This window comes from Streptomyces sp. NPDC002386 (assembly GCF_053593175.1).
In genome coordinates this window covers 440,353-465,757 of record NZ_JBSFBX010000002.1, presented here as the reverse complement: position 1 = coordinate 465,757, position 25,405 = coordinate 440,353, and the positions used below count along the sequence as shown (strand labels likewise).

Below are 25,405 nucleotides of genomic sequence, written 5' to 3'. Positions count from 1 at the left end.
GATCGCTGCGAACGGTCCGCACGGCCGCGCGACCGATGACAGGAAGTAAGGGTCTATAGGCAATTGCATCTCTTACCTGTGGACGATTAGATTGGTGCTCATGACACAGGCTCCCGCGATCCCCAAGGCCACCCGCCGTCGGCACGACCAGGAGATCATCGCGCTGGCCGTCCCGGCCTTCGGTGCGCTGGTCGCCGAGCCCCTGTTCGTGATGGCCGACAGCGCCATCGTCGGCCACTTGGGGACCGCCCAGCTCGCCGGCCTGGGGGTGGCGTCGGCCCTCCTCACCACCGCCGTGAGTGTCTTCGTCTTCCTCGCCTACGCCACCACGGCCGCCGTGGCCCGGCGGGTCGGCGCCGGCGATCTCCAGGCCGCCATCCGCCAGGGCATGGACGGCATCTGGCTCGCACTGCTCCTCGGTGCGGCGGTCATCGCCGCCGTCCTCCCCCTGGCCCCGGGCATCGTGGACCTGTTCGGCGCCTCCGACACGGCGGCGCCGTTCGCCACGACCTATCTGCGCATCTCCGCGCTCGGCATCCCGGCCATGCTGATCGTCCTGGCTGCGACCGGCGTACTGCGCGGCCTGCAGGACACCAGGACACCCCTCTACGTCGCCATCGCGGGTTTCGTGGCCAACGCCGTGCTCAACGCGGGCCTTGTCTACGGCGCCGGGCTCGGCATCGCGGGATCCGCCTGGGGCACGGTGATCGCCCAGTGCGGTATGGCGGCGGCCTATCTCGTCGTGGTCGTTCGCGGGGCCCGGCGGCACGGGGCCTCGCTGCGACCGGACGCGGCAGGTATCAGGGCCTCGGCACAGTCCGGAGCGCCTCTGCTTGTCCGCACCCTGTCGCTGCGGGCCATTCTCATGATCGCCACAGCGGTCGCCGCGCGTCTCGGCGACGCCGACATCGCCGCCCATCAGATCATCCTGTCCCTGTGGAGTCTGCTGGCGTTCGCCCTCGACGCGATCGCCATCGCCGGGCAGGCCATCATCGGCCGCTACCTCGGAGCCAACGACTCCGAAGGTGCCCGGTTGGCCTGCCGTCGCATGGTCCAGTGGGGCATCGCCACGGGCACCGGGCTGGGGCTGCTCGTGGTGGCCGCCCGCCCCCTGTTCCTACCGCTGTTCACCAGTGACACCCTGGTCAAGGACACGGCACTGCCCGCACTGCTGATGGTGGCTCTCTCGCAGCCCGTCTGCGGGATCGTGTTCGTCCTGGACGGCGTCCTGATGGGCGCCGGCGACGGCCCGTATCTGGCCGGGGCCATGGTCGTGACCCTGGCGGTCTTCGCACCGGTGGCGCTGCTCGTTCCCGCGCTCGGCGGTGGCCTCACAGCTCTCTGGGCGGCCATGACACTGATGATGACGGTCCGGATGGTCACCCTCTGGCTGCGGACACGCTCCGGCCGGTGGGTCGTGACGGGCGCGACCCGCTGAGTGGATCAGCGGGCTCGCCCTGGCCCGGTTTCACGTGAAACAGGCCGTATGGCGAGCCAAGCCCGACACGAAGAGGGGCCACCCCAGTGGGGTGGCCCCTCTCTCAGCTGTTCAAGCCGAGCGCGACGTTACGCCGCGACGACCTCGATGTTGACCTTGGCGGCAACCTCGGGGTGCAGACGCACGGACGTCTCGTGGGCGCCCAGCGTCTTGATCGGCGTACCAAGCTCGATGCGGCGCTTGTCGACCTCGGGGCCACCGGAAGCCTTGATCGCGGAAGCGACGTCGGCCGGGGTGACGGAACCGAAGAGACGACCGGCGTCGCCCGAACGGACGGCCAGACGGACCTTGACGCCCTCGAGCTGGGCCTTTACAGCATTGGCCTGCTCGATGGTCTGGATCTCGTGGATCTTGCGAGCGCGACGGATCTGCTCGACGTCCTTCTCGCCACCCTTGGTCCAGCGGATAGCGAACTTCCGCGGGATCAGGTAGTTGCGAGCGTAGCCGTCCTTGACGTCGACGACGTCGCCAGCGGCACCGAGGCCGGAAACCTCGTGGGTGAGGATGATCTTCATGAGTCGGTCACCCCTCCCTTAGCGCGCGGTGGACGTGTAGGGCAGCAGCGCCATCTCACGGCTGTTCTTGACGGCCGTGGCGACGTCACGCTGGTGCTGCGTGCAGTTGCCGGTCACGCGGCGGGCACGGATCTTGCCGCGGTCGGAAATGAACTTCCGCAGCATGTTCGTGTCCTTGTAGTCCACGTACGTGACCTTGTCCTTGCAGAAAGCGCAGACCTTCTTCTTAGGCTTGCGCACAGGCGGCTTCGCCATGGTGTTTCTCCTGTGTGATCAAGAAGTTGGGATTCGAGCCCTAGAAGGGGGGCTCGTCCGAGTAGCCGCCACCGCCGCCGGAGCCGCCGGAGCCGCCGCCCCAACCGCCGCCACCCTGGTTGCCACCGGCGGGAGCGCCGGTCGCCCACGGGTCGTCGGCAGGAGCGCCGCCCTGCTGGCCGCCCTGCTGGCCGCCGCCGGAGCCGCCGCCCCAGCCGCCGCCACCCTGGCCGCCACCGCCGCCGTAACCGCCCTGGCCACCGCGAGCGCCACCGGAGGTCTTGGTGACCTTCGCCGTGGCGTTGCGCAGGCTGGCGCCGACTTCCTCGACGTCCAGTTCGTAGACCGTGCGCTTGACGCCCTCACGGTCCTCATAGGACCGCTGCTTCAGCCGGCCCTGCACGATGACGCGCATGCCTCGCTGGAGCGACTCGGCGACGTTCTCCGCCGCCTGGCGCCAGACCGAGCAGGTGAGGAACAGGCTCTCGCCGTCCTTCCACTCGTTCGTCTGGCGGTCGAAGGTGCGGGGAGTGGACGCGACGCGGAACTTCGCGACCGCCGCACCGGACGGGGTGAAGCGCAGCTCGGGGTCGTCGACAAGATTGCCGACGACCGTGATGACGGTCTCGCCTGCCATGGGGAACCTCTCGGCGGGTTTGCTGCTGGCTGCTTGCTGCTACTCGAATCCCGAGATCAGCTGAGCGGGAGGCTCAGTGGGTCTCGGGACGGAGGACCTTGGTCCGGAGGACCGACTCGTTCAGGTTCATCTGGCGGTCGAGCTCCTTGACGACCGCAGGCTCGGCCTGCAGGTCGATGACCGAGTAGATGCCCTCGGGCTTCTTCTTGATCTCGTACGAGAGACGACGACGGCCCCAGGTGTCGACCTTCTCAACCTTGCCGCCGCCATCGCGGACGACGGACAGGAAGTTCTCGATCAGCGGGGAGACAGCGCGCTCCTCGAGATCGGGGTCGAGGATGACCATCACCTCGTAGTGACGCATGTGGAACCCACCTCCTTTGGACTCAGCGGCCACGGTCGTTCCGTGGCAGGAGGGTCGTGATGCGTACGCAACGGTATCGGCCACCACTGACAATCGAAGGGGTTCCGCTGGGGATCCCGCAGTGCGACCGCAGATATTTCCGACTGGCCTGGGCAGACACCGGTGCAGACGGTACAGACTACCTGCACACCTGCTTCCGGTTGAAATCCGGCGGTGGGCACCGTCAGTCTGTACACATCGGGTGTGTATGGCGCTACGGTGCGCCGCGATCCGCAGGAGGTGCCCCATGGCACAGCAGGCATTGCAACCCAACACCGCCGGATCCCTTCTCGCCACGGACGGCAAGCCCCATCCGCTCCAGGACGCCCTCATGGCGGTGACGCTGGTCCTGGGTGTGCTGGCCTTCATCACGTCCTTCTTCTCCGGTCTCCACCTGATCGCTTCCTGGGCCGGCCTCGTGGGCATCGTGATCGGGGCTTACGGCCAGTGGATCTCGGTGACGACGCGTGAACGGTTCGGCCTGATCCTGGGTCTGGGTGCCTCCGGCGTCGGCTTCATGCTCGGCATGGCCAACGGCGGGCTGTTCGGCGGACTCGTCGGCTGAGTCCGCCGACCTCCGACCACCCCCACTGAGCACCGCGCGGACGCCCCGGCAGCCGACAGGCCGGGGCGAAGGTGCCGTGCGCCCAGTCGGGGTGGTCGCACGGCGCAGTAGGCTTCGGCGCGTGAGCCGGAGCCCCTGAACCCATGGGGACACACCAGCCCGAGGAGCGCCCCGACATGAGCCTGACCCTGAGGACCATCAGCCGCGAGCAACATCTGGCCTACATCCAGAGCCTGCCGTCGGCGAGCCACATGCAGGTCCCGGCCTGGGCCGACGTGAAGGCGGAGTGGCGCTCGGAGCACCTCGGCTGGTTCGACGAGCGCACCGGCGACATGGTCGGCGCGGGTCTGGTCCTGTACCGCCAGCTGCCCAAGATCAAGCGCTACCTCGCCTACCTCCCCGAGGGCCCGGTCATCAACTGGTTCGCGCCGAATCTGGACGACTGGATCCAGCCGATGCTGGCCCACCTCAAGCAGCAGGGCGCCTTCTCCGTGAAGATGGGCCCGCCCGTGATCATCCGCCGCTGGAACGCGGAGACGATCAAGAAGGGCATCCAGAGCCCGGACGTGAAGCGCCTGCGCGACATGGAGGCCGACTTCATCGAGCCGCGCGCCTTCGAGGTGGCCGACAAGCTGCGCCGCATGGGCTGGCAGCAGGGCGAGGACGGCGGCGCCGGCTTCGGCGACGTCCAGCCCCGCTACGTCTTCCAGGTGCCGCTGGCGAACCGCTCCCTGGAAGAGGTGCACAAGAACTTCAACCAGCTGTGGCGCCGCAACATCAAGAAGGCCGAGAAGGCCGGCGTCGAGGTCGTCCAGGGCGGCTACCAGGACCTCGCCGAGTGGCAGCGGCTGTACGAGATCACGGCGGTGCGCGACCACTTCCGGCCCCGCCCGCTCTCGTACTTCCAGCGCATGTGGACGGCCCTCAACACCGAGGACCCCAACCGCATGCGGCTGTACTTCGCCCGCCACAACGGTGTGAACCTGTCGGCCGCGACCATGCTGATCGTTGGCGGCCACGTCTGGTACTCCTACGGCGCCTCCGACAACATCGGCCGTGAGGTCCGGCCCTCGAACGCGATGCAGTGGCGGATGCTGCGCGACGCCTACGCCCTCGGCGCCACCGTCTACGACCTGCGCGGCATCTCGGACTCGCTGGACGAGACGGACCACCTGTTCGGCCTGATCCAGTTCAAGGTCGGCACCGGCGGCCAGGCCGCCGAGTACCTCGGCGAGTGGGACTTCCCGCTGAACAAGCTGCTCCACAAGGCGCTCGACATCTACATGTCGCGCCGCTGAGCGCGGGACATTTGATTCCATAGCCTTCACAGCTCACCACCCCACTGACACACGGCAGCCACGAGAAAGGGTCCGGGTCCGGCCATGGCGCTCACGCTCTACGTCGACACCGCGCGCTGGCGGGCGCACCACAAGCACGTGCAGGAGCAGTTCCCGGGGCTCGTCCCGGTCTGCAAGGGCAACGGCTACGGCTTCGGACACGAACGGCTGGCGGAGGAGGCGACCCGTCTCGGCTCGGACATCCTCGCCGTCGGCACCACGTACGAAGCCGCGCGTATCAAGGACTTCTTCGGCGGCGACCTGCTGGTGCTGACGCCCTACCGGCGGGGCGAGGAGCCCGTTCCGCTGCCGGACCGGGTGATCCGTTCGGTGTCGTCGGTCGACGGCGTGTACGGCCTCGTGGGCGCGCGCGTCGTCATCGAGGTGATGTCCTCGATGAAGCGGCACGGCATCAGCGAGCAGGACCTGCCGCAGCTGCACGCCGCCATAGAGAACGTCCGGCTGGAGGGCTTCGCCATCCACCTGCCGCTGGACCGCACCGACGGCTCGGACGCCGTCGAGGAGGTCATCGGCTGGATGGACCGGCTCCGCGCGGCACGGCTGCCGCTGCACACGATGTTCGTCAGCCACCTCAAGGCAGATGAACTCGCCCGGCTGCAGCAGCAGTTCCCGCAGACCCGGTTCCGCGCCCGCATCGGCACGCGGCTCTGGCTCGGGGACCACGACGCCACCGAGTACCACGGCGCCGTTCTGGACGTCACCCGGGTGACCAAGGGCGACCGCTTCGGCTACCGGCAGCAGAAGGCGGCCTCGGACGGCTTCCTGGTGGTCGTGGCGGGCGGTACCTCGCACGGGGTCGGCCTGGAGGCCCCCAAGGCGCTGCACGGCGTCATGCCGCGCGCCAAGGGCGTCGCACGGGCCGGCCTGGCCACGGTCAACCGGAACCTGTCCCCGTTCGTCTGGGGCGGCAAGCAGCGCTGGTTCGCCGAGCCGCCGCACATGCAGGTGTCGATCCTCTTCGTCCCCTCGGACGCTCCCGAGCCGAAGGTGGGCGACGAACTGGTGGCCCACCTGCGGCACACCACCACCCAGTTCGACCGGATCGTGGACCGCTAGCCCGGACCGCCGGACGGAACGGGCCCCGAACCGGGAAGGCCGTACACGCGTCGCGCGTGTACGGCCTTCCTCATGTGCGCCCGGGACACCCGTTCGCTCAGAGCGAACCCTCCCCGTTCGGCGGCAGGCCGGGCCGTCCCCAGTCCACCTGAGGCGCGTCGAAGTGGGCTGCGTGGCGCGGCGGATGGGCCGCGGCGCCCAGCACGAAGACGTCCTCGGCGCCGTCGAGCACTCCGCCCGAGGGGTCGTCGTCCCCGGACCGGCGCACCACGTCCCGCTCGGGCATCAGGATGTCCCGCACGACGACGGCACACAGGTAGAGCGTGCCGAGCAGATGCACCGCGATCACCCAGTCGTACCCCAGCGTGGGCAGTCCCTTGTGGGCGTCACCACTGGTCGTGTAGGCGAGGTAGAACCAGATGCCCAGGAAGTACGCCACCTCGCAGGCCTGCCAGATCAGGAAGTCCCGCCACTTGGGCCGGGCGAGAACGGCCAGCGGCACCAGCCACAGGACGTACTGCGGGGAGTAGACCTTGTTGGTCAGGATGAAGACCGCGACGATCAGGAAGGCCAGCTGCGCGAAGCGCGGCCGCCGCGGGGCGGTGAGCGTCAACGCCGCGATACCCAGGGAGCACAGCGCCACCAGCACGACGGCGGCGTTGTTCACGAAGTCGGTGGAGGGCGGGTTGCTCGAGTTCTGGGCCCAGATCAGCCAGAGCGATCCGAAGTCGACGCCCCGGTCGTGGCTGAACGTGTAGAACTTCGACCACCCCTCGTAGGCGAAGAGCATCACCGGCAGGTTCACCACCAGCCAGGCGACGGCCGCGCCGCCCACGGCCCGGAAGAACTCCCGCCACTTGCCGGCCCGCCAGCACAGCACCAGCAGAGGGCCGAGCAACAGGACCGGGTAGAGCTTGGCGGCGGTGGCGAGTCCCAGCAGAACACCGAAGGCCAGTGATCGGCCCCGCGACCACATCAGCATCGCGGCGGCCGTGAGGGCCACCGCGAGCAGGTCCCAGTTGATCGTGGCCGTCAGGGCGGCCGCGGGCGCCAGAGCGACCAGCAGACCGTCCCAGGGGCGCCGGGCATGGGTGCGGGTCACGCAGACGGCGACGACGGCCGCGCACGCCATCAGCATTCCGGCGTTGACGAACCAGTACCACTGCTCCTGGTGCTGGATGCCGCCGCTGCCCGGTGTGAGCCAGGCGGCCACCTCCATGAACACGCCGGTCAGGACCGGGTACTCGAGGTAGTCCATGTCGCCCGGGAGCCGGTCGAAGTACGGCACCAGCCCGTCGGCGAATCCCCGTCCCTGATACAGGTGGGGGATGTCCGAGTAGCAGGCATGGGTGTACTGCGAACTCGCGCCGAAGAACCAGGCGCTCTGGTAGCAGGGCGCCTTCTGCACCAGTCCGAGGGCGAACATGCCGATCGCCACGAGCACGATGACGCGCAGCGGTGTCCACCAGGTCGTCCCGAGCAGGGCGCGGCGGCCGATCGGCCCGCCGATCAGCTCGCTCCCGGCCGCGGCGACCTCGTCCTCACGGGTCGGCCGCACCGGCTCAGCGCCGGCGGGCCGTACGGGCTCGGGCTCGTGCACGCCTGCGGGCGTCGTCTCTGCACTGGGCATGGGGCACATCCTGCCGTACCAGTCCGGGAATACACCGAGGGCCGCCGCACCCGGTGGGTGCGACGGCCCATGTTTCACGTGAAACGTGCCTGGCGGCCCAAATGGTCACCAATCGGTGCGAGCGGCACGCTAACCGTTCTGGCCCGAGAAGAGGCCTCCGTTGCCATTGCCTCTGGTGCTGCCGGTCCCGCTCGTGTCCGTGACCGTGGGCGTGGGTGTCGTTCCTCCGTCCGTGCCACCTGTATCGGTGCCACCGTTGCTGCCGTTGCAGTTGTTGCCCCAGCCACCCCACTGGCAGGTCTCGCTGGCCGAGGGGGAGGGGGACGGCGACGTCAGGCTCGGCGACGGGCTCGGCGAGTCACTGGGCGTCTGGCTCGGCGTGATGGTGACCGACGGCGTCGGGGACGGCGCACCGGCTTCGTCGTGCACCTTGCCGATCTTGATGGCGTCCGGGAAGCCCGGGTCGTTCGCGTTCTTCAGCGCGGCCTTCATGTACTCGGTCCACACCTGCGTCGGGATGTCACCACCGTGGATGGAGTCCTTGCCCGCGGTGCCGTTCATGGAGAGCAGCTTGTGGTTCTTGGGGTTCTCCCGGAACATCGCCACCGAGGTCGACAGCTGCTGGGTGTAGCCGACGAACCAGGCGGACTTGTTCTTGTCGGTGGTACCGGTCTTGCCCGCCGCCGTACGGCCCAGGGCCTTGGCGTTCTGAGCCGTACCGTTCTGGATGACGTTCTGCAGGACGTCCGTGACGTTGTTGGCGATGTTCGATTCCATCGCCTGCTTGACCTTGGGCCGCTCGAAGCCGGGCTGGTCCACGCCGTCCTTCTTGACGGAGGTCACCGAGTACGGATCCGCCTGCTTGCCGGACGCGGCGAAGGTCGCGTAGGCGTCGGCCATGCGGATCGCGCTGGGGGTGGAGGTACCGATGGCGAACGACGGGTTGAGGTCCACCGACATGCTCTGGTCGAGGATGCCGGCCGAGCGGGCGACGTCGCGGACGTGCGACATGCCGACATCGACGCCGAGCTGCACGAACGGCGTGTTGATGGACTGCTCCATCGCCTTGCGCAGGGTGATGTAACCCCACGGGTGCGGGCTCTCGTTCTTCTGGAAGAAGAACGAGTTGTCCTTGTTGAGGTAGTACGACCCGTCCGGCTTCTTCACCTTGAGGTGGTCGTTGCCGTTGTACTTGCTCAGCGGGGAGATCCCCACGCCATCGGAGTCGTACGTGCCGTACTGCATGGCCGCCGCCAGCACGAACGGCTTCCACGTCGAACCGACGGGGACACCCTGGGTGTCGGCGTTGTTCGTGAAGTGACCGTTCTCGTAGCCGTCACCGCCGTACAGAGCGACGATCGCACCGTCGTCGGGGCGCACCGACGCCGCACCGAACTGGACGTACTTGTCGAGTTCGCGCTTCGGGTTGAGCCGTTCCTTCTGGATCTTCTTCACGGCGGCACTCAGAGCGTTGACCTTGTCCTTCTTGAAGGTCGTGTAGATCTGGTACCCGCCCCGGTCGAACTCCTGCTCGGAGATCTTCGAGTGGTTCAGGACGTACTTCTTCGCCGTGTCGGCCAGATAGCTGATCTGGCCGGTCATGCCCTTGGTCGCCTTGCGGTCCTTGGGCATGGGGTAGGTCTTGATGGCCTCCTGGTACTGGGCGTCGGTGAGGCGCTTGTCCTTGTGCATCTCGCCGAGGATCCAGGACCACCGCTCCTCCGAACGCTTGCGGTTGGCGCTGGCCGTCGCCGACTTGTCGAGGTTCTCGTTGCCCGCCGGGTCGTAGTACGTCGCTCCCTTGAGCAGCGCGGCGAGGAAGGCGCACTCGCTGGGCTTCAGGTCGACGGCGTCCTTGTTGTAGTACGTACGCGCGGCGGCCTGGATGCCGTAGGCGCCACGGCCGTAGTACGAGGTGTTGAGGTAGCCCTGCAGGATCTGCGGCTTCTTGAGCTTCGTCCCCACCTTGATGGAGATGAACATCTCCTTGAACTTGCGGGTGACGGTCTGGTCCTGGCTGAGGTACGTGTTCTTGACGTACTGCTGGGTGATCGTCGATCCGCCCTGCGTCTGACCGCCTCGGGCCATGTTGGCCAGGGCACGGGCGATACCCATGGGGTCGACGCCGGAGTCCTGGTAGAAGCTCTTGTTCTCGGCCGAGATCACCGCGTACTGCATGGCCTCGGGGATCTTGTCGATGGTGACGTTCTGACGGTTCACACCCGTGCCCGTCGCGACCATCTGTGACCCGTCGGCCCAGTAGTAGACGTTGTTCTGGGACTTGGCCGCGTCGTTCTCGTTGGGGATGGAGACCATCGCGTAGCCCACGCCGACCATGGCCACGAGGCTGCCGACCAAGCCGATGAACAGCCCGGTGACGAGCTTCCAGGAGGGCACCCAGCGGTGCCACCCGTCCCTGTCGTAGCGCGGGTAGTCGATGAAACGCTTCCTGCCGGGATCGGCCGCACGGCCTCTGCCGCGTCCGGGCCCGGCCGGTTCGGCGGCCCTGCGCCGGCCGCCACCTCTCTGCGCCGCCCGGCGTGCCTCGGCACGGCCGCCGTAGGCGCGCTCCTCACCCCCAGAGCCATAGGACCCCGACCCATGAGAACTGGACCCATAGGAGTCGGCAGAGGACCCGGTGGCGCCTCGCGGTGCCGCGCGGTGGCCGGAGGCGGGGCCGGACTGACCGCGTCGGGCCGCGGCACGTCCGCCTCCCTGCGGCTGCGGCGGTTTGCGACGGTGCTCGCTCATCGAACGACTACTCCTCGGGCAGGCGCACCCTTGCGCGCCTGGAAACGGCGGCTGGTTTCCGGTCCCCCCGAAGTACGGATGTGGTCGCTTCCGCATTCACCCGTACTGCTCCAGGGACGAGGACGCCCCCAGGCGTCACTCGGTTCCCGGTGATGTGCATGCCGCACAGACTACGCACCACCAAAACCCGCCGAGTCCTGAAGTTCACCCCAAATCAGGCAACTTGCCTCCTACGAATCGGTGATGTGATCCCGTTCACCATCAACCCTCTTGTCGCGCGCGTAAGGCCGTTCTATCGTCATGATGTATCGAGTCGATACATCAGTGTGAGATAAAGACGCGGCGGACCAAGAGGAGGCGATCATGAGCCGGCGCTCCGGCATCCTTGAGTTCGCCGTTCTCGGCCTGCTGCGCGAGTCCCCGATGCACGGCTATGAGCTGCGCAAACGACTCAACACGTCACTGGGTGTGTTCCGGGCGTTCAGCTACGGAACCCTGTACCCCTGTCTCAAGACGCTGGTCACCAACGGCTGGTTGATCGAGGAACCGGGCAGCACCCACGAGGACGCCCTGGGCGCTCCCCTCACCGGGCGGCGCGCCAAGATCGTCTACCGGTTGACGGCAGAAGGTAAGGAGCACTTCGAGGAGCTGCTCTCGCAGACCGGTCCCGACGCGTACGAGGACGAGCACTTCGCCGCACGGTTCGCCTTCTTCGGGCAGACCTCACGGGATGTGCGCATGCGCGTACTGGAGGGCCGGCGCAGCCGCCTGGAGGAGCGTCTGGAGAAGATGCGTTCCTCCCTGGCGCGCACCAGGGAGCGCCTCGACGACTACACGCTTGAGCTGCAGCGCCACGGAATGGAGTCCGTGGAGCGCGAAGTGCGCTGGCTGAACGAGCTCATCGAGAGCGAGCGGGCCGGGCGGGACCTCAAGGGTTCCGCGTCCGGGGGAGCCGCTCAGCAGGACACCACCACTGGATCGACGGGCGGCCTGCCCCGTACCGGAGAGCACTCCGCTACGGATACGCCCGGCGACACCGCCACGTGAGTCCCACTCAGGGCCTCACTCGTACACACAGGGAGCAACCGGAATGGGTTCGGTTCGCGTAGCCATCGTCGGCGTGGGCAACTGCGCCGCGTCGCTGGTGCAGGGAGTCGAGTACTACAAGGACGCCGACCCGGCGTCCAAGGTCCCCGGCCTGATGCACGTGCAGTTCGGCGACTACCACGTCGGTGACGTCGAGTTCGTCGCCGCGTTCGACGTCGACGCGAAGAAGGTCGGCCTCGACCTCTCGGACGCCATCGGTGCCAGCGAGAACAACACCATCAAGATCTGCGACGTCCCGAACAAGGGCGTCACGGTCCAGCGCGGCCACACCCTGGACGGTCTCGGTAAGTACTACCGCATGACCATCGAGGAGTCCGCCGAGGAGCCCGTGGACATCGTCCAGATCCTCAAGGACAAGCAGGTCGACGTTCTCGTCTGCTACCTGCCCGTGGGCTCCGAGGACGCGGCGAAGTTCTACGCCCAGTGCGCCATCGACGCCAAGGTCGCCTTCGTCAACGCCCTCCCGGTCTTCATCGCCGGCACCAAGGAGTGGGCGGACAAGTTCACCGAGGCCGGTGTGCCGATCGTCGGTGACGACATCAAGTCCCAGGTCGGCGCCACCATCACGCACCGCGTGATGGCGAAGCTGTTCGAGGACCGCGGTGTCCGCCTCGAGCGCACGATGCAGCTCAACGTCGGCGGCAACATGGACTTCAAGAACATGCTCGAGCGCGACCGCCTCGAGTCGAAGAAGATCTCCAAGACGCAGGCCGTCACCTCCCAGATCCCCGACCGGGACCTCGGTGAGAAGAACGTCCACATCGGTCCGTCCGACTACGTGGCCTGGCTGGACGACCGCAAGTGGGCCTACGTCCGTCTCGAGGGCCGCGCCTTCGGTGACGTTCCGCTGAACCTGGAGTACAAGCTCGAGGTCTGGGACTCCCCGAACTCCGCGGGTGTCATCATCGACGCCCTGCGCGCCGCGAAGATCGCCAAGGACCGTGGCATCGGTGGCCCGATCCTGTCCGCGTCCTCGTACTTCATGAAGTCCCCGCCGGTCCAGTACTTCGACGACGAGGCCTACGAGAACGTCGAGAAGTTCATCCGCGGCGAGGTCGAGCGCTAACCAGGCCGATTCGGCCGCCCGGCGCGCCGAAGAGAACGCTCCTGCCAGGGCTGCGAAGGGTCCCCGGGTCTCCCGATCCGGGGACCCTTCGCATATGTGAGGGTGGGGTCCATGCCCGTCGTGCGTGACCTGCGCGTCCTGCTGCGTCTGCGGGACTTCCGCCGCCTGCTGACCGTGCGCCTGCTGTCCCAGGGAGCCGACGGCGTCTACCAGATCGCACTGGCCGCGTACGTCGTCTTCTCCCCGGAGAAACAGACCTCGGCTGCGGCGATCGCCTCGGCGATGGCGGTCCTGCTGCTGCCCTACTCGCTGATCGGCCCCTTCGCCGGAGTCCTGCTGGACCGATGGCGGCGTCGCCAGGTCTTCGTGTACGGCAACCTGCTGCGCGCCCTGCTGGCGGGAGCCACCGCCGTACTGATGGTCAGCCATGTGCCGAACTGGCTCTTCTACGCCTCCGCGCTCTGTGTCACGGCCGTCAACCGCTTCGTCCTCGCCGGACTGTCGGCCGCGCTGCCGCACGTGGTCGACACCGAGCGCCTGGTGATCGCCAATTCCTTGTCACCCACGGCGGGGACGCTCGCCGCGACGGCCGGGGGCGGCCTCGCCTTCGTGGTCCGCTTGGCGGCGTCGGACTCGGATGCCGCGGTGGTCCTGCTGGGCGCCTTCCTCTATCTGTGTGCGGCGCTGACCGCCCTGCGCATGGCTCCCGCTCTGCTCGGTCCCGACAGGGAGCCCGCGCAGCCCCACCTGCGGACCGCGCTCCTCGACACCGCCCGCGACCTGCTCTCGGCCGTGCGGCACCTGGCAGCCCCCCACCGCCGGGAGGCGACATGGGCACTGGCCTCCATGACACTGATGCGCTTCTGCTACGGAGCGCTCCTCGTGCTGCTGCTCATGCTCTGCCGCTACGCCCTCTCCACAACCCCCGAGGAAGGACTGCGGCTGCTCGGACTCGGCCTGGCCGTGTCCGGCGCGGGCTTCTTCGCGGCCGCGGTGGTGACACCGTGGGCAGTGGGACGACTCGGACCGGGCCGCTGGATCGCGGTGTGCGCCGGTACGGCCGCCGTGCTGGAGCCCGCGCTCGGCCTCCCGTTCGCCGCCGGCCCGCTTCTGGTGGCCGCCTTCGTTCTGGGCCTGATCACTCAGGGAGCCAAGATCGCGACGGACACGGTGGTCCAGTCGTCGGTGGAGGACGCCTTCAGAGGCCGGATCTTCGCGCTGTACGACGTCCTCTTCAACATCGCCTTCGTCGGCGCCGCCGGAGTCGCCGCGCTGATGCTCCCACCCGATGGGCGTTCGGCCCTGCTGGTGGTTCTCGTCGCGCTGGTCTACGGCGGGGTAGCCGTGGGCATGGGCCACTTCGAGCGCCACCACGGCCGGGACAGCCGAGGGGGCGATGTTTCACGTGAAACATCGCCCCCTCGGTAGGGCAGCGGGTCCGTGTTTCACGTGAAACATGGGCCCCGCCACATGTCAGCCTTGGCCGGCCCACCACTCCTTGAGGGCAGTCATCGCCTCGTCGTGGGTCATCGGCCCGTTCTCCAGGCGCAACTCCAGCATGTGCTTGTACGCCTTGCCGATGACGGGACCGGGGCCCACGCCCAGGATCTCCATGATCTGGTTGCCGTCGAGGTCCGGCCGGATCGCGTCCAGCTCCTCCTGCTCCTGAAGCTGACCGATGCGCTCCTCCAGGCCGTCGTAGGCCCGCGAGAGCGCGACCGCCTTCCGCTTGTTCCGGGTCGTGCAGTCGGACCGGGTCAGCTTGTGCAGACGGTCCAGCAGCGGACCCGCGTCACGGACGTAGCGCCGCACCGCCGAGTCCGTCCACTCGCCCGTGCCGTAGCCGTGGAAGCGCAGGTGGAGCTCGACGAGCCGTGAGACATCCTTCACCAGCTCGTTCGAGTACTTCAGGGCCGTCATACGCTTCTTGGTCATCTTCGCGCCGACCACCTCGTGGTGGTGGAACGAGACGCGGCCGTCCTTCTCGAAACGCCGGGTACGCGGCTTGCCGATGTCATGGAGCAGCGCGGCCAGGCGGAGCGCGAGGTCCGGGCCCTCCTGCTCCAGCTCGATGGCCTGCTCCAGCACGATCAGCGTGTGCTCGTAGACATCCTTGTGGCGGTGGTGCTCGTCACTCTCCAGCCGCAGAGCCGGCAGCTCGGGCAGGACATGGCCGGCCAGCCCGGTGTCGACCAGAAGGGTCAGGCCCTTGCGCGGCCGTTCGGAGAGGAGCAGCTTGTTCAGCTCGTCCCGGACCCGCTCGGCGGAGACGATCTCGATCCGTCCGGACATCTCCGTCATCGCGGTGACGACCTCGGGGGCGACCTCGAAGTCCAGCTGGGCGGCGAACCGGGCGGCCCGCATCATGCGCAGCGGATCGTCCGAGAACGACTCCTCGGGGGTACCGGGGGTACGCAGCACCTGGGTCGCGAGGTCCTGAAGGCCCCCGTGCGGGTCGATGAACTCCTTCTCCGGCAGCGCCACGGCCATCGCGTTGACCGTGAAGTCGCGGCGGACGAGATCCTCCTCGATCGAGTCGCCGTAGGACACCTCGGGCTTGCGTGAGGTGCGGTCGTACGCCTCCGACCGGTAGGTCGTGATCTCGATCTGGAACTGCCAGTCGGTGTCCGCGACGCGGGCGCTCTTCTGTGCGCCGACCGTCCCGAAGGCGATCCCGACCTCCCAGACGGCGTCCGCCCACGGCCGCACGATCTTCAGTACGTCCTCGGGACGCGCGTCGGTGGTGAAGTCCAGGTCGTTGCCGAGCCGGCCGAGCAGCGCGTCCCGGACCGAGCCGCCCACCAGGGCGAGCGAGAACCCGGCCGCCTGGAAGCGGCGGGCGAGGTCGTCGGCGACAGGGGCCACCCGCAGCAGCTCGCTGACCGCGCGGTGCTGCGCCTGGCTCAGGGCAGAGGGAGTGTCTTCGTTGGCGTTCGGCACAACAGAAGAGGGTACGTGTCCACGGCGGTCCGGGTCTCCTCCATTGAGCGGCGCGGACACCTCACGGCATACCCGCACAAGCGCTGTGCTTACGGCGTACAAGCGCTCTCCCCTCGATACTGGATATAGAGGACGTGGCGCAACCGCTCCCCGGTCTTGCGGAGCAGACCGCGGCACTTCCACTCGGCGAGCCTCGTTACCATGCGTGGACGCACATTCCGACGACCACTGACGACGACGAGGGACGGGCGAGCGCGTGGCCGAGGCGGCTGACTTCCAGGGGACCAGTGCCTCACCTGCCCGCCGGTGGCTGCGGCGCACCGGAGCACTGCTCGCCGGTGTGCCGCTGCTGGCGGGACTCCTGCAGCTGCCCGCGGCGGCGCCCGCACAGGCCGCCTCCTCCAACCCGGTGTCCGTCTCCCTGGACTCGCTCAGCCCCGGCGCCCCCACGGACGGGGACACGGTGACCGTGTCCGGCACCGTGACGAACAGCGGCAAGCAGAACGTCACCGGCGCCCACGTCGGCCTCCGGGTCGGCCCCCTGCTGAACACCCGCTCGGCGATCGACGCCGTCTCCCGGCACCCCGACGACCTCCGTACCCGCACCGGCCCCGAGCTCGGTGGGAAGTACGTGCAGAAGTTCGCCAAGCTCACGCCCGGCGTAGCACAGCACTTCAGCATCTCCGTCCCGGTGGACCAGCTCGACCTCGGCCAGGACGGTGTCTACGAGTTCGGTGTCGCCCTGTCCGGCCAGACCTCCGCCCGGCCCTGGGACCAGGTGCTCGGCATCCAGCGGACCTTCCTGCCGTGGCAGCCGTCCGACGCGGACACCAAGACCCGGACCACCGTCCTGTGGCCACTGATCTCCACGTCCCACATGACGGCCCGGACGGGCGCGGGTGAGCTGCAGACGCCGGTCTTCCGCAACGACGACCTGGCCAAGGAGATCTCACCGGGCGGCCGGCTGGCGCAGATGCTGGACCTGGGCAAGGACCTCGACGTCACCTGGGTGATCGACCCGGATCTGCTGGCCTCGGTGGACGCCATGGCGGGCAGCTACCGGCTCCAGGGCGAGGACGACACCACCAAGGCCGGCTCGGACCAGGCGGTCGCCAAGCAGTGGCTGGCCAAGCTGCAGAAGGCCGTCGTGGGCAAGGAGGTCATCGCCCTGCCCTTCGCCGACCCGGACCTGGCCTCCCTGGCACACGGCGGTACCAGCGTCACCGGATCACTCAGTCACCTCAAGGACGCCACCGACGTCGCCGCCACCACCGTGAAGACCGTGCTTCACGTCACACCGACGACCGACTTCGCCTGGCCCGTGGAAGGCGCCGTCGACCCGTCGATCATGAAGGTCGCCACCTCCGCCGGAGCCGACCGCGTGATTGCCCGCAGCGACAGCCTCCAGGAGACGGCCGGGCTGCCGTACACCCCGTCCGCGGCTCGCCCGGTCGGCGGCGGCACGACGGCGGTGGTCTCCGACGCACGGCTGTCCACGGCCTTCGAGGACGACCTGACCAAGGCGGGCTCGGCGACGCTCGCCGTCCAGCAGTTCCTGGCGCAGAGCCTGGAGGTGAACGCGCAGACGGACGCGCAGCGCAGCGTCGTGGTCGCACCGCAGCGCATGCCGTCGGCGAGCCAGGCACAGGCGATGGCGAAGGCGGTGAAGGAGCTCCAGGACGGCACGTGGTCCCAGGCGCAGAACCTCACCGCGGCCGCCAAGGCCAAGCCGGACCCGGACGCCACCACCCGCATCCCGTCGACGTCCGACTACCCCTCCTCGCTGCGCAGGCAGGAACTCCCGAGGACGGCCTTCGAGCAGATCGCGCGCACCCAGGACAAGCTCGACAACTTCAAGGTCGTCCTCAGCGACCAGTCCCGGGTGATCACCCCGTTCGGCCGGGCCATAAACCGCGAGATGTCGACGTCCTGGCGCGGCCGTGGTTCCGAGGCGGACAGCTTCCGGGGCGACGCCGAGGCCTGGCTCGACGAGCTGACCGACCAGGTCAAGCTGATCGACAAGTCCGAGACGAAGCTCTCCGGGCGCAGCGCCACCATCCCGGTGACCGTCCAGAACAACCTCGTGCAGCCCGTGAGCCATCTGGTCCTGCGGCTCACCTCGAGGATGCCGACCCGCCTGAAGATCAACGGCAAGGCCTACGACGAGCAGCTCGTCGAGGTCTCCGGCGGCCACAGCCAGACCGTGAAGTTCACCACCGCGGCCAACGCCAACGGCCGGGTCACGGTCGACGCCCAGCTCTACACCCAGGACGGCCAGGAGTACGGCGACCCGGTCAGCTTCGACGTGAAGGTCACCGAGGTCACCCCCACCGTCATGCTGGTCATCGGCGGCGGTGTGCTCCTGCTCGTCCTGGCGGGCTTCCGGATGTACACCCAGCGCAAGCGCGCGGCGGCCCGTCAGGCGGAGGACGAGGGACCCGGCGCGGATGGTGGGGAAACCGACGACGATCCCGGGAACCCCGACGCCCCCGGAGACCGTCTCCCCGACGAGTCCGGCGCCCCGTCCGGGGCAGAGGACCCGGAGCAGCCGAGTGACCCTGCGCCGGACACCGCACCGGAAAACACCGACCCGTCCGGGACGGGTGAGAGAGTGGACCGTTGAGCGATGTCGTGGCCGGTGTGGCCCGGGACGATGAGGTGGGGTAACCATGAACGCGCCGTACGACGGTGATCGCGGCCAGGGCACGGCCGGCTCGGGCTACCCCGAGCCGTCGCCCGAGCCCGGCCAGGTGCCGCCGCAGCACGCGGCGGACATGTACCTCCAGGACGCCTACGACCAGGACCCCTACCGGGCGCAGGACCTCGCCGCCCAGGACCCGGTCGCCGAGGCGCTGTACGACCGCGCCGCGCACCCGCCGCCGCCCCCGGGCACGTACGAGCGGCAGCAGCCGCTGTACGCACCGCCGGCCCAGTCACCGCACGCGCCGGACCCGCGGGTCTGGGCGCAGACCCCGGCGCCGGAGCCCGACGGCGCGGCCCCCTACCTGCCCTACGGCGACGACCCCCGCACGACCCAGTTCGTGGGCGTGGACGACCTGGTCACGCACTCCGGCGAGGAGTACCACGAGCCGGACGCCTTCGCGCACCTCTTCCGGGACCAGCAGCAGGGCGGCGGGTCCGCCCCGGTCGATCCCTCTGCCGTCTCCGGCCCGGCCGCGGGCCCGGGCACCGGGCAGGGCCCCGCCGGCCCCCACCCGGCTCCGCCGCACGCCCAGGGCCCTCAGCACCCGAACCGGTACGCGGACGCCTCGTACCAGGCCGGACCCACCGTTCCGGGCGGCCCCACGCCGTCCTCGGTGCCGGCCCCGGCCACAGCCCCCGAGCACTCCGGTACGGCCGCCACCGCGACCGCTGCCCCGCCCGCCCCGAAGAAGGGCGGGAAGGCCGCGGGACTGCTGAAGTCCAGCGCGGTCATGGCGGCGGGCACGATGGTCTCCCGGCTCACCGGGTTCGTCCGCTCGGCGCTGATCGCCGCCGCACTGGGTCTCGGCCTGCTCGCCGACTCGTTCCAGGTGGCCTACCAGCTGCCCACGATGATCTACATCCTCACCGTGGGCGGCGGCCTCAACTCCGTCTTCGTGCCGCAGCTGGTGCGTTCCATGAAGGAGGACGAGGACGGCGGCGAGGCCTTCGCCAACCGCCTGCTGACCCTCGTGATGGTGGCCCTGGCCGCGCTGACCGGCCTCGCGATGTTCGCGGCGCCGCTGCTGGTGCGGCTGCTGTCCCCCACCATCGCGGACGCCCCGGCGGCCAACGAGGTCGCGGTCACCTTCACCCGGTACTTCCTGCCCTCGATCTTCTTCATGGGCATCCACGTGGTGATGGGTCAGATCCTGAACGCGCGGGGCAAGTTCGGTGCGATGATGTGGACCCCGGTCCTGAACAACATCGTCATCATCATCTCGCTCGGCATGTTCATCTGGGTCTACGGCACCGCGGCCAACTCCCACCTGGCCGTCGAGAGCATCCCGCCCCAGGGCCAGCGCCTGCTCGGCGCCGGTGTGCTGCTCGGTCTGGTGGTGCAGTCGCTGGCGATGATCCCGTACCTGCGGGAGACCGGGTTCCGGATCCGGCTGCGCTTCGACTGGCGGGGCCACGGCCTCGGCAAGGCCGCGATGCTCGCCAAGTGGACGGTCCTGTTCGTGCTGGCCAACCAGTTGGGCGCCATGGTCGTGACCCAGCTGTCCACGGCCGCGGGTGACGACTCCGGTATCAAGGGAACCGGCTTCGCCGCGTACGCCAACGCCCAGCTGATCTGGGGTCTGCCGCAGGCCATCATCACGGTGTCCCTGATGGCGGCGCTGCTGCCGCGCATCTCGCGCTCGGCCGCCGAGGGCGACGGCGGGGCCGTCCGCGACGACATCTCCCAGGGGCTGCGCACGACCGCGGTCGCCATCGTGCCCATCGCCTTCGGCTTCCTCGCGCTCGGCATCCCGATGTGCACGCTGATCTTCGGCTCGGCCGGCATCAGCTCGGCCACCAACATGGGCTACATGCTGATGGCCTTCGGCCTCGGCCTGATCCCGTACTCGGTGCAGTACGTCGTCCTGCGCGCCTTCTACGCGTACGAGGACACCCGCACCCCCTTCTACAACACCGTCATCGTGGCGGCGGTCAACGCGGCCGTCTCCGGACTCTGCTACTTCCTGCTGCCGGCCCGCTGGGCGGTCGCGGGCATGGCCGCCGCGTACGGCCTCGCCTACGCGATCGGAGTGGGTGTCGCCTGGCGGCGGCTGCGCAAGCGGCTCGGTGGTGACCTGGACGGTGCCCGGGTGCTGCGGACCTACGCCCGGCTCGGCATCGCCTCCGTGCCGGCGGCCCTGCTCAGCGGTGCGGCCTGCTACGGCATCGGGCACACTCTCGGCCAGGGCGTCGTCGGTTCGTTCGCCGCGCTGATCGCCGGTGGCGCGGTCCTGCTCGGCGTCTTCTTCGTCGCCGCCCGCAAGATGCGCATCGAGGAGCTCAACTCGCTCGTGGGTATGGTCCGCGGGCGTCTGGGGCGCTGAGGCGGGGGTAGGCGCACAACCATCGTCCGCGGCCGTGTGTCGTGCATAGCGGCGGACTGTGGGCACAATTGGATTCGGCGTCGGACAGCGTGCAACGGATGGGGAGGCAGGGACGACGGTGGCGGAACGGAGCACGGCTGCCGTCGACGTGGCAGACAACAGCGGCGACGAGCCGCTGACCGCGAAGGCGGACCAGTCCACGGCCGACGGGGTGGCCCATAACCCGGAGCGGGACACGGACAGCGACGAGGCGCAGGGGAGCGGCGGGACGGAGGGCCCCGGCAGGAAGGCTTCGCCGCCCGAACTGCACAGCGGTCACAAGCTCGCCAGACGCTACCGTCTCGAGGAGTGCGTCACCCGTCTGGACGGATTCAGCAGTTGGCGTGCGGTCGACGAGAAACTCCGTCGCGCCGTAGGCGTCCACATCCTCCCCGCGGATCATGTGCGGGCACGGTCGGTGCTGGCCGCCGCCCGGTCATCGGCACTGCTCGGTGATCCGCGTTTCGTCCAGGTCCTCGACGCCGTCGAGGAGAACGACCTCGTCTACGTCGTACACGAATGGCTGCCCGACGCCATCGAACTGACCGCGCTGCTCGCGGCCGGCCCGTTGGAGCCGCACGACGCGTACCAGATGGTGAGTCAGGTGGCCTCCGCCATGGCCGCCGCCCACCGCGAGGGCCTCGCCCACCTCCGGCTGAACCCGAACGCCGTACTGCGCGCCTCCACCGGCCAGTGGCGCATCCGCGGTCTCGCCGTGAACGCGGCGCTGCGCGGCATCAACTCGGACACCCCGCAGCGCACGGACACCGAATCCATCGGCGCACTGCTGTACGCGGCGCTCACCCAGCGCTGGCCGTACGAGAACGACGCCTACGGCCTGGCGGGACTTCCCAAGGACATCGGCCTGATCGCCCCGGACCAGGTACGGGCCGGTGTGCACCGTGGTCTGTCCGAGCTCGCCATGCGGGCCCTGGTCAACGACGGCGCCACCGCCTCGCGTCACGAGGCCGCCTGCACCACACCGGAGGAACTGGTCAAGGCGATCGGCGAGATGCCCCGCATCCGCCCGCCGGAGCCCGCCTTCACCGCACCGCCGGAGTACCAGCGCACCACGTACCAGCAGGGCACCTACGGGCGGCCCGCGCCGCACCCCGGCGCCACCCAGCAGCTCACGTCTCCGCCGGCCCCGCTGGAGAGCCGTACCGGCAAGGTCCTGAAGTGGGCGGTCTCCGCCCTGCTCATCGCCGCACTGGGTCTGGGCAGCTGGCAGCTCGCGGACGCCCTGATGGACGGCGACAAGTCGAACGACACCGACAACACCCAGACGCAGGACGGCGGCGACAAGAGCCCCAAGAAGCCCACGGACGGCAGGCCCATCGCCATCAAGGGCGCCCGGGACTTCGACCCGTTCGGAAGTGACCAGTCCGAGAAGCCGGCCGACATAAGCAAGGCCTACGACAACAGCACCGCTTCCTACTGGCAGACGGACTTCTACCTGAGCCCGGAGTTCGGCAATCTGAAGTCGGGCGTCGGCGTCAAACTCGACCTCGGCAAGGTCCAGCAGGTCGGGAAGGTGAGCATCACGTTCGTGGGCGAGACCTCGGTCGAACTCCGCGCCGCCGACGCGGGCGCGGGATCCGAGCCGACGACTTTCAACGCCTACACCAAGGTTGCCAGTGGCTCGGGCACCACGGTGACGCTCAAGCCCGGCAAGACCCTCAAGACGCAGTACCTCCTCGTGTGGTTGACCAAGCTGCCCGCGGACAACGAGGGCCACTGGCGGGGCCGAGTGGCAGACATCAAGGTGACCAGCTGAGGTAGGTCTCCACTCGGGAGGGGCCGATGGGAGATGGCGCCGGATACGGCGACGCACGGGACGAGGATCTGCTCGCCCGACACGTGGAAGGCGACCCCGATGCCTTCGCCGAGATCGTCCGACGGCATCGGGACCGGCTCTGGGCCGTGGCGCTGCGGACGCTGGGCGACCGGGAGGAGGCCGCTGACGCCGTCCAGGACGCCCTGGTGTCCGCCTATCGGGCCGCGCACACCTTCCGGGGTCAGTCGGCCGTCACGACCTGGCTGCACCGGATCACCGTGAACGCCTGCCTCGACCGCGCACGGAAGGCCGCCACCCGGAAGACCGCCCCGGTCGACGACACCGAGCGGCTCGAGCAGTTGCTGGAGCCGCATGAGTCCGCCGCGGCCCCCGCCGAGCGGAACGATCTGCACCGGCAGCTCCTCGAGGCGCTCGGCACGCTTCCCTACGACCAGCGCGCCGCGCTGGTCCTTGTGGACATGCAGGGCTATCCCGTCGCCGAGGCCGCCCGGATCCTCGATGTGCCCACCGGCACGGTGAAGAGCCGATGCGCCCGGGGCAGAGCCCGGCTCCTCCCTTTGCTCGGCCATCTGCGGCCCGGAAGCACCGGAGACGAAAAAGAACCCGCTCCGGGACGGAACCGGGTGCAGGGGACATCCGTCCCACCTGCAACGGGCCTTCACGGCAGAGATGCCGGAGGCACGGGTCCGAGCGATTCAGCCGTAGCGAAGGGCGGAGGTGGGCGAGCGTGACTTCCCCGACAGACACGGCCGGGCACCCGGACGTCGCGGAGATCTCCGACCTCACCGAGGATCTGCTCCCATCCGACCGGGCCACCGCCGTACGGCGGCACCTGGAGGCGTGCGAGCTGTGCGCTGACGTCCTCGCCTCACTGGAGGAGATCCGAGGGCTGCTGGGCACGTTCGAGGACGCCCCTTGTATGCCTGCGGACATCGCCGGCCGTCTCGACGCCGCTCTCGCCGCCGAGGCGGTGCCGACCTCGACCGTCTCCATGGAGAGCGGTGGTCGTGTTTCACGTGAAACATCGATCCCGTCGGACCGCCCTGCTGGACGGTCCCCCGCGGCGACAGGTCCAGGACGCAAGGAGGCTCGGCGTGGCCGTCGCCGAAGGACCGTAGTCCTGGGCTCCCTTCTCACCGCCGCGGTCCTGGGCGCCGGATCCCTCGTGCTGCAGTCCCTGAGCGGTGGGGACTCCGGTACGACGGCTCATGGCACGGCGACGCCATCCTCCGGCAGCTTCTCCGGAGACAGCGTCCAGAGCCAGGTCAGGGGTCTGCTGGCCGCCGGCACGACCAGGCAGCATCACTCCAAGGAGCCGCGCTCGGGGGTCGAGACCGAGCACACCAGCCCCGGGTCCACCCAGAGCGCCAACACCTTGCTCCAGGCTCAGCCCCCCGTCCCGGAATGTGTCCGCCAGGCGATCAACAGCCACGACGACGTCCTGGGCTCCAAGACCGGCATCTACGCCGGTAAGAGCGCCTACCTGGTCGTGGTGCCCGACGCCGACGACAGCACCCGGGTCACCGCCTACGTGGTCGACGCGCAGTGCGTCCATCAGCATCCCGACTCCGCCGGCAAGGTACTGATGAAACGGTCGTTCCCTCGGTCCTGAGTTCGTCGGAGGATTCCTCGGCGCCTGTGCGGTCATCCGTACCCTGTGGCATCCCCGTGTGCCCGGACACACTGGGAATGCGGACCCCCTAGGATCCGTTGGGTGGGGTGAGAGCTCCGAAAGGGGCTCCACCGGTCGACTGACACAGACCAGAGACGAGGAATCAAGCCGTGAGCGACGTCCGTAACGTGATCATCATCGGCTCCGGGCCCGCAGGCTACACGGCGGCGCTCTACACCGCGCGCGCGTCGCTGAAGCCTCTGGTGTTCGAAGGTGCCGTCACCGCCGGCGGTGCCCTGATGAACACCACCGAGGTGGAGAACTTCCCGGGCTTCCGCGACGGCATCATGGGCCCGGACCTGATGGACAACATGCGGGCCCAGGCGGAGCGCTTCGGCGCCGAGCTGATCCCGGACGACATCGTCTCCGTCGATCTGACCGGTGAGATCAAGACCGTCACGGACACCGCCGGGACGGTTCACCGCGCCAAGGCCGTGATCGTCACGACCGGCTCCCAGCACCGCAAGCTCGGTCTGCCGAACGAGGACGCCCTCTCCGGCCGTGGTGTCTCGTGGTGCGCCACCTGTGACGGGTTCTTCTTCAAGGACCAGGACATCGCCGTGATCGGCGGTGGCGACACCGCGATGGAGGAGGCCACCTTCCTCTCCCGGTTCGCCAAGTCGGTCACGATCGTCCACCGCCGGGACACGCTGCGCGCCTCGAAGGCGATGCAGGAGCGTGCCTTCGGCGACCCGAAGATCAAGTTCGTCTGGGACAGCGAGGTTGCCGAGGTCCAGGGCGACCAGAAGCTCTCCGGGCTCAAGCTGCGCAACATCAAGACCGGCGAGCTGTCGGAGCTGCCGGTGACCGGTCTGTTCATCGCGATCGGCCACGACCCGCGCACCGAGCTCTTCAAGGGTCAGCTGGACCTCGACGAGGAGGGGTACCTGAAGGTCGCCTCCCCGTCCACCCGCACCAACGTGACCGGGGTCTTCGGCGCCGGTGACGTGGTCGACCACACCTACCGGCAGGCGATCACCGCGGCCGGCACCGGCTGCTCCGCCGCTCTCGACGCCGAGCGCTTCCTCGCCGCCCTCGCGGACGAGGACAAGGCCGAGCCCGAGAAGACCGCCGCCGTCTGAATCGCC

The 25,405-nt window shown here is 68.9% G+C and carries 20 protein-coding genes; 13 read left to right on the top strand and 7 right to left on the bottom strand.

Features of this window, described 5'->3' with window-relative positions:
• Window positions 1-100 precede the first annotated feature (100 nt).
• Complete coding sequence (locus ACWCPN_RS06250) at window positions 101-1,438, top strand: MATE family efflux transporter (protein WP_451202738.1); 1,338 nt, start codon at window positions 101-103, stop codon at window positions 1,436-1,438.
• A 128-nt stretch (window positions 1,439-1,566) separates the two neighbouring features.
• Here the strand turns inward: ACWCPN_RS06250 and rplI are convergent, their stop codons facing one another.
• The 4 genes from rplI to rpsF form a co-directional block, all read right to left on the bottom strand.
• A complete protein-coding gene (gene rplI / locus ACWCPN_RS06245) occupies window positions 1,567-2,013 on the bottom strand; it encodes a 50S ribosomal protein L9 (RefSeq protein ID WP_199211213.1) in 447 nt (148 codons plus the stop codon).
• Between the two features lie 18 nt (window positions 2,014-2,031).
• Window positions 2,032-2,268, bottom strand: coding sequence for a 30S ribosomal protein S18 (gene rpsR / locus ACWCPN_RS06240; RefSeq protein WP_003949403.1), 237 nt, complete (start codon window positions 2,266-2,268; stop codon window positions 2,032-2,034).
• A gap of 40 nt (window positions 2,269-2,308) precedes the next feature.
• Window positions 2,309-2,905 carry a single-stranded DNA-binding protein gene (locus ACWCPN_RS06235; protein ID WP_199211214.1) on the bottom strand — a complete coding sequence of 199 codons (597 nt, stop codon included), beginning with the start codon at window positions 2,903-2,905 and terminating at the stop codon, window positions 2,309-2,311.
• A gap of 73 nt (window positions 2,906-2,978) precedes the next feature.
• Window positions 2,979-3,269 (bottom strand): 30S ribosomal protein S6, encoded by a 291-nt coding sequence (gene rpsF, locus ACWCPN_RS06230; protein ID WP_004985983.1) that lies wholly within the window; start codon window positions 3,267-3,269, stop codon window positions 2,979-2,981.
• 286 nt (window positions 3,270-3,555) lie between these two features.
• Here rpsF and ACWCPN_RS06225 point away from each other — a divergent pair, with 286 nt between their 5' ends.
• The 3 genes from ACWCPN_RS06225 to ACWCPN_RS06215 all read left to right on the top strand — a co-directional run bounded on the left by ACWCPN_RS06225 (window position 3,556) and on the right by ACWCPN_RS06215 (window position 6,287).
• The gene (locus ACWCPN_RS06225) at window positions 3,556-3,873 is read left to right on the top strand and encodes a hypothetical protein (protein ID WP_199211215.1); all 318 of its coding nucleotides are present in this window, start codon (window positions 3,556-3,558) and stop codon (window positions 3,871-3,873) included.
• 176 nt (window positions 3,874-4,049) lie between these two features.
• On the top strand, window positions 4,050-5,171 hold the full coding sequence (femX, locus tag ACWCPN_RS06220; RefSeq protein ID WP_358929689.1) for a peptidoglycan bridge formation glycyltransferase FemX: 1,122 nt from the start codon (window positions 4,050-4,052) through the stop codon (window positions 5,169-5,171).
• Window positions 5,172-5,255: 84 nt separating this feature from the next.
• The gene (locus ACWCPN_RS06215; protein WP_199211216.1) at window positions 5,256-6,287 is read left to right on the top strand and encodes an alanine racemase; all 1,032 of its coding nucleotides are present in this window, start codon (window positions 5,256-5,258) and stop codon (window positions 6,285-6,287) included.
• 97 nt (window positions 6,288-6,384) lie between these two features.
• Here the strand turns inward: ACWCPN_RS06215 and ACWCPN_RS06210 are convergent, their stop codons facing one another.
• Both ACWCPN_RS06210 and ACWCPN_RS06205 read right to left on the bottom strand, forming a co-directional pair.
• Window positions 6,385-7,917, bottom strand: a complete 1,533-nt coding sequence (locus tag ACWCPN_RS06210) for a glycosyltransferase family 87 protein (RefSeq protein WP_451202734.1) — start codon at window positions 7,915-7,917, stop codon at window positions 6,385-6,387.
• Between the two features lie 129 nt (window positions 7,918-8,046).
• The gene (locus tag ACWCPN_RS06205) at window positions 8,047-10,314 is read right to left on the bottom strand and encodes a transglycosylase domain-containing protein (RefSeq protein WP_451202731.1); all 2,268 of its coding nucleotides are present in this window, start codon (window positions 10,312-10,314) and stop codon (window positions 8,047-8,049) included.
• Window positions 10,315-11,031: 717 nt separating this feature from the next.
• Between ACWCPN_RS06205 and ACWCPN_RS06200 the strand changes: the two genes are divergently transcribed.
• From ACWCPN_RS06200 to ACWCPN_RS06190, 3 genes are all read left to right on the top strand, one after another.
• Window positions 11,032-11,715, top strand: coding sequence for a PadR family transcriptional regulator (locus ACWCPN_RS06200; RefSeq protein WP_451202729.1), 684 nt, complete (start codon window positions 11,032-11,034; stop codon window positions 11,713-11,715).
• A 43-nt stretch (window positions 11,716-11,758) separates the two neighbouring features.
• Window positions 11,759-12,841: an inositol-3-phosphate synthase gene (locus tag ACWCPN_RS06195; protein ID WP_451202727.1), complete on the top strand. Its 1,083-nt coding sequence runs from the start codon at window positions 11,759-11,761 to the stop codon at window positions 12,839-12,841.
• A 111-nt stretch (window positions 12,842-12,952) separates the two neighbouring features.
• Entirely contained in the window at window positions 12,953-14,269 is a 1,317-nt protein-coding gene (locus ACWCPN_RS06190) for an MFS transporter (RefSeq protein WP_451202724.1), read from the top strand.
• Between the two features lie 45 nt (window positions 14,270-14,314).
• Here ACWCPN_RS06190 and ACWCPN_RS06185 read toward each other — a convergent pair whose 3' ends face one another.
• Entirely contained in the window at window positions 14,315-15,781 is a 1,467-nt protein-coding gene (locus tag ACWCPN_RS06185) for a CCA tRNA nucleotidyltransferase (RefSeq protein WP_451202721.1), read from the bottom strand.
• A gap of 256 nt (window positions 15,782-16,037) precedes the next feature.
• Here ACWCPN_RS06185 and ACWCPN_RS06180 point away from each other — a divergent pair, with 256 nt between their 5' ends.
• From ACWCPN_RS06180 to trxB, 6 genes are all read left to right on the top strand, one after another.
• Window positions 16,038-18,404, top strand: coding sequence for a DUF6049 family protein (locus ACWCPN_RS06180; protein ID WP_451202718.1), 2,367 nt, complete (start codon window positions 16,038-16,040; stop codon window positions 18,402-18,404).
• Between the two features lie 46 nt (window positions 18,405-18,450).
• Window positions 18,451-20,808, top strand: coding sequence for a murein biosynthesis integral membrane protein MurJ (gene murJ / locus ACWCPN_RS06175; RefSeq protein WP_451202716.1), 2,358 nt, complete (start codon window positions 18,451-18,453; stop codon window positions 20,806-20,808).
• 118 nt (window positions 20,809-20,926) lie between these two features.
• Window positions 20,927-22,624: a protein kinase family protein gene (locus tag ACWCPN_RS06170; protein ID WP_451202714.1), complete on the top strand. Its 1,698-nt coding sequence runs from the start codon at window positions 20,927-20,929 to the stop codon at window positions 22,622-22,624.
• Between the two features lie 26 nt (window positions 22,625-22,650).
• A complete protein-coding gene (gene sigM, locus ACWCPN_RS06165) occupies window positions 22,651-23,376 on the top strand; it encodes an RNA polymerase sigma factor SigM (RefSeq protein WP_392293036.1) in 726 nt (241 codons plus the stop codon).
• Window positions 23,373-24,257: an anti-sigma factor family protein gene (locus ACWCPN_RS06160; protein ID WP_451202712.1), complete on the top strand. Its 885-nt coding sequence runs from the start codon at window positions 23,373-23,375 to the stop codon at window positions 24,255-24,257. Before sigM ends, ACWCPN_RS06160 begins: the two co-directional genes overlap by 4 nt.
• Window positions 24,258-24,427: 170 nt before the next feature.
• Window positions 24,428-25,399 carry a thioredoxin-disulfide reductase gene (trxB, locus tag ACWCPN_RS06155; RefSeq protein WP_199211224.1) on the top strand — a complete coding sequence of 324 codons (972 nt, stop codon included), beginning with the start codon at window positions 24,428-24,430 and terminating at the stop codon, window positions 25,397-25,399.
• Window positions 25,400-25,405 lie beyond the last annotated feature (6 nt).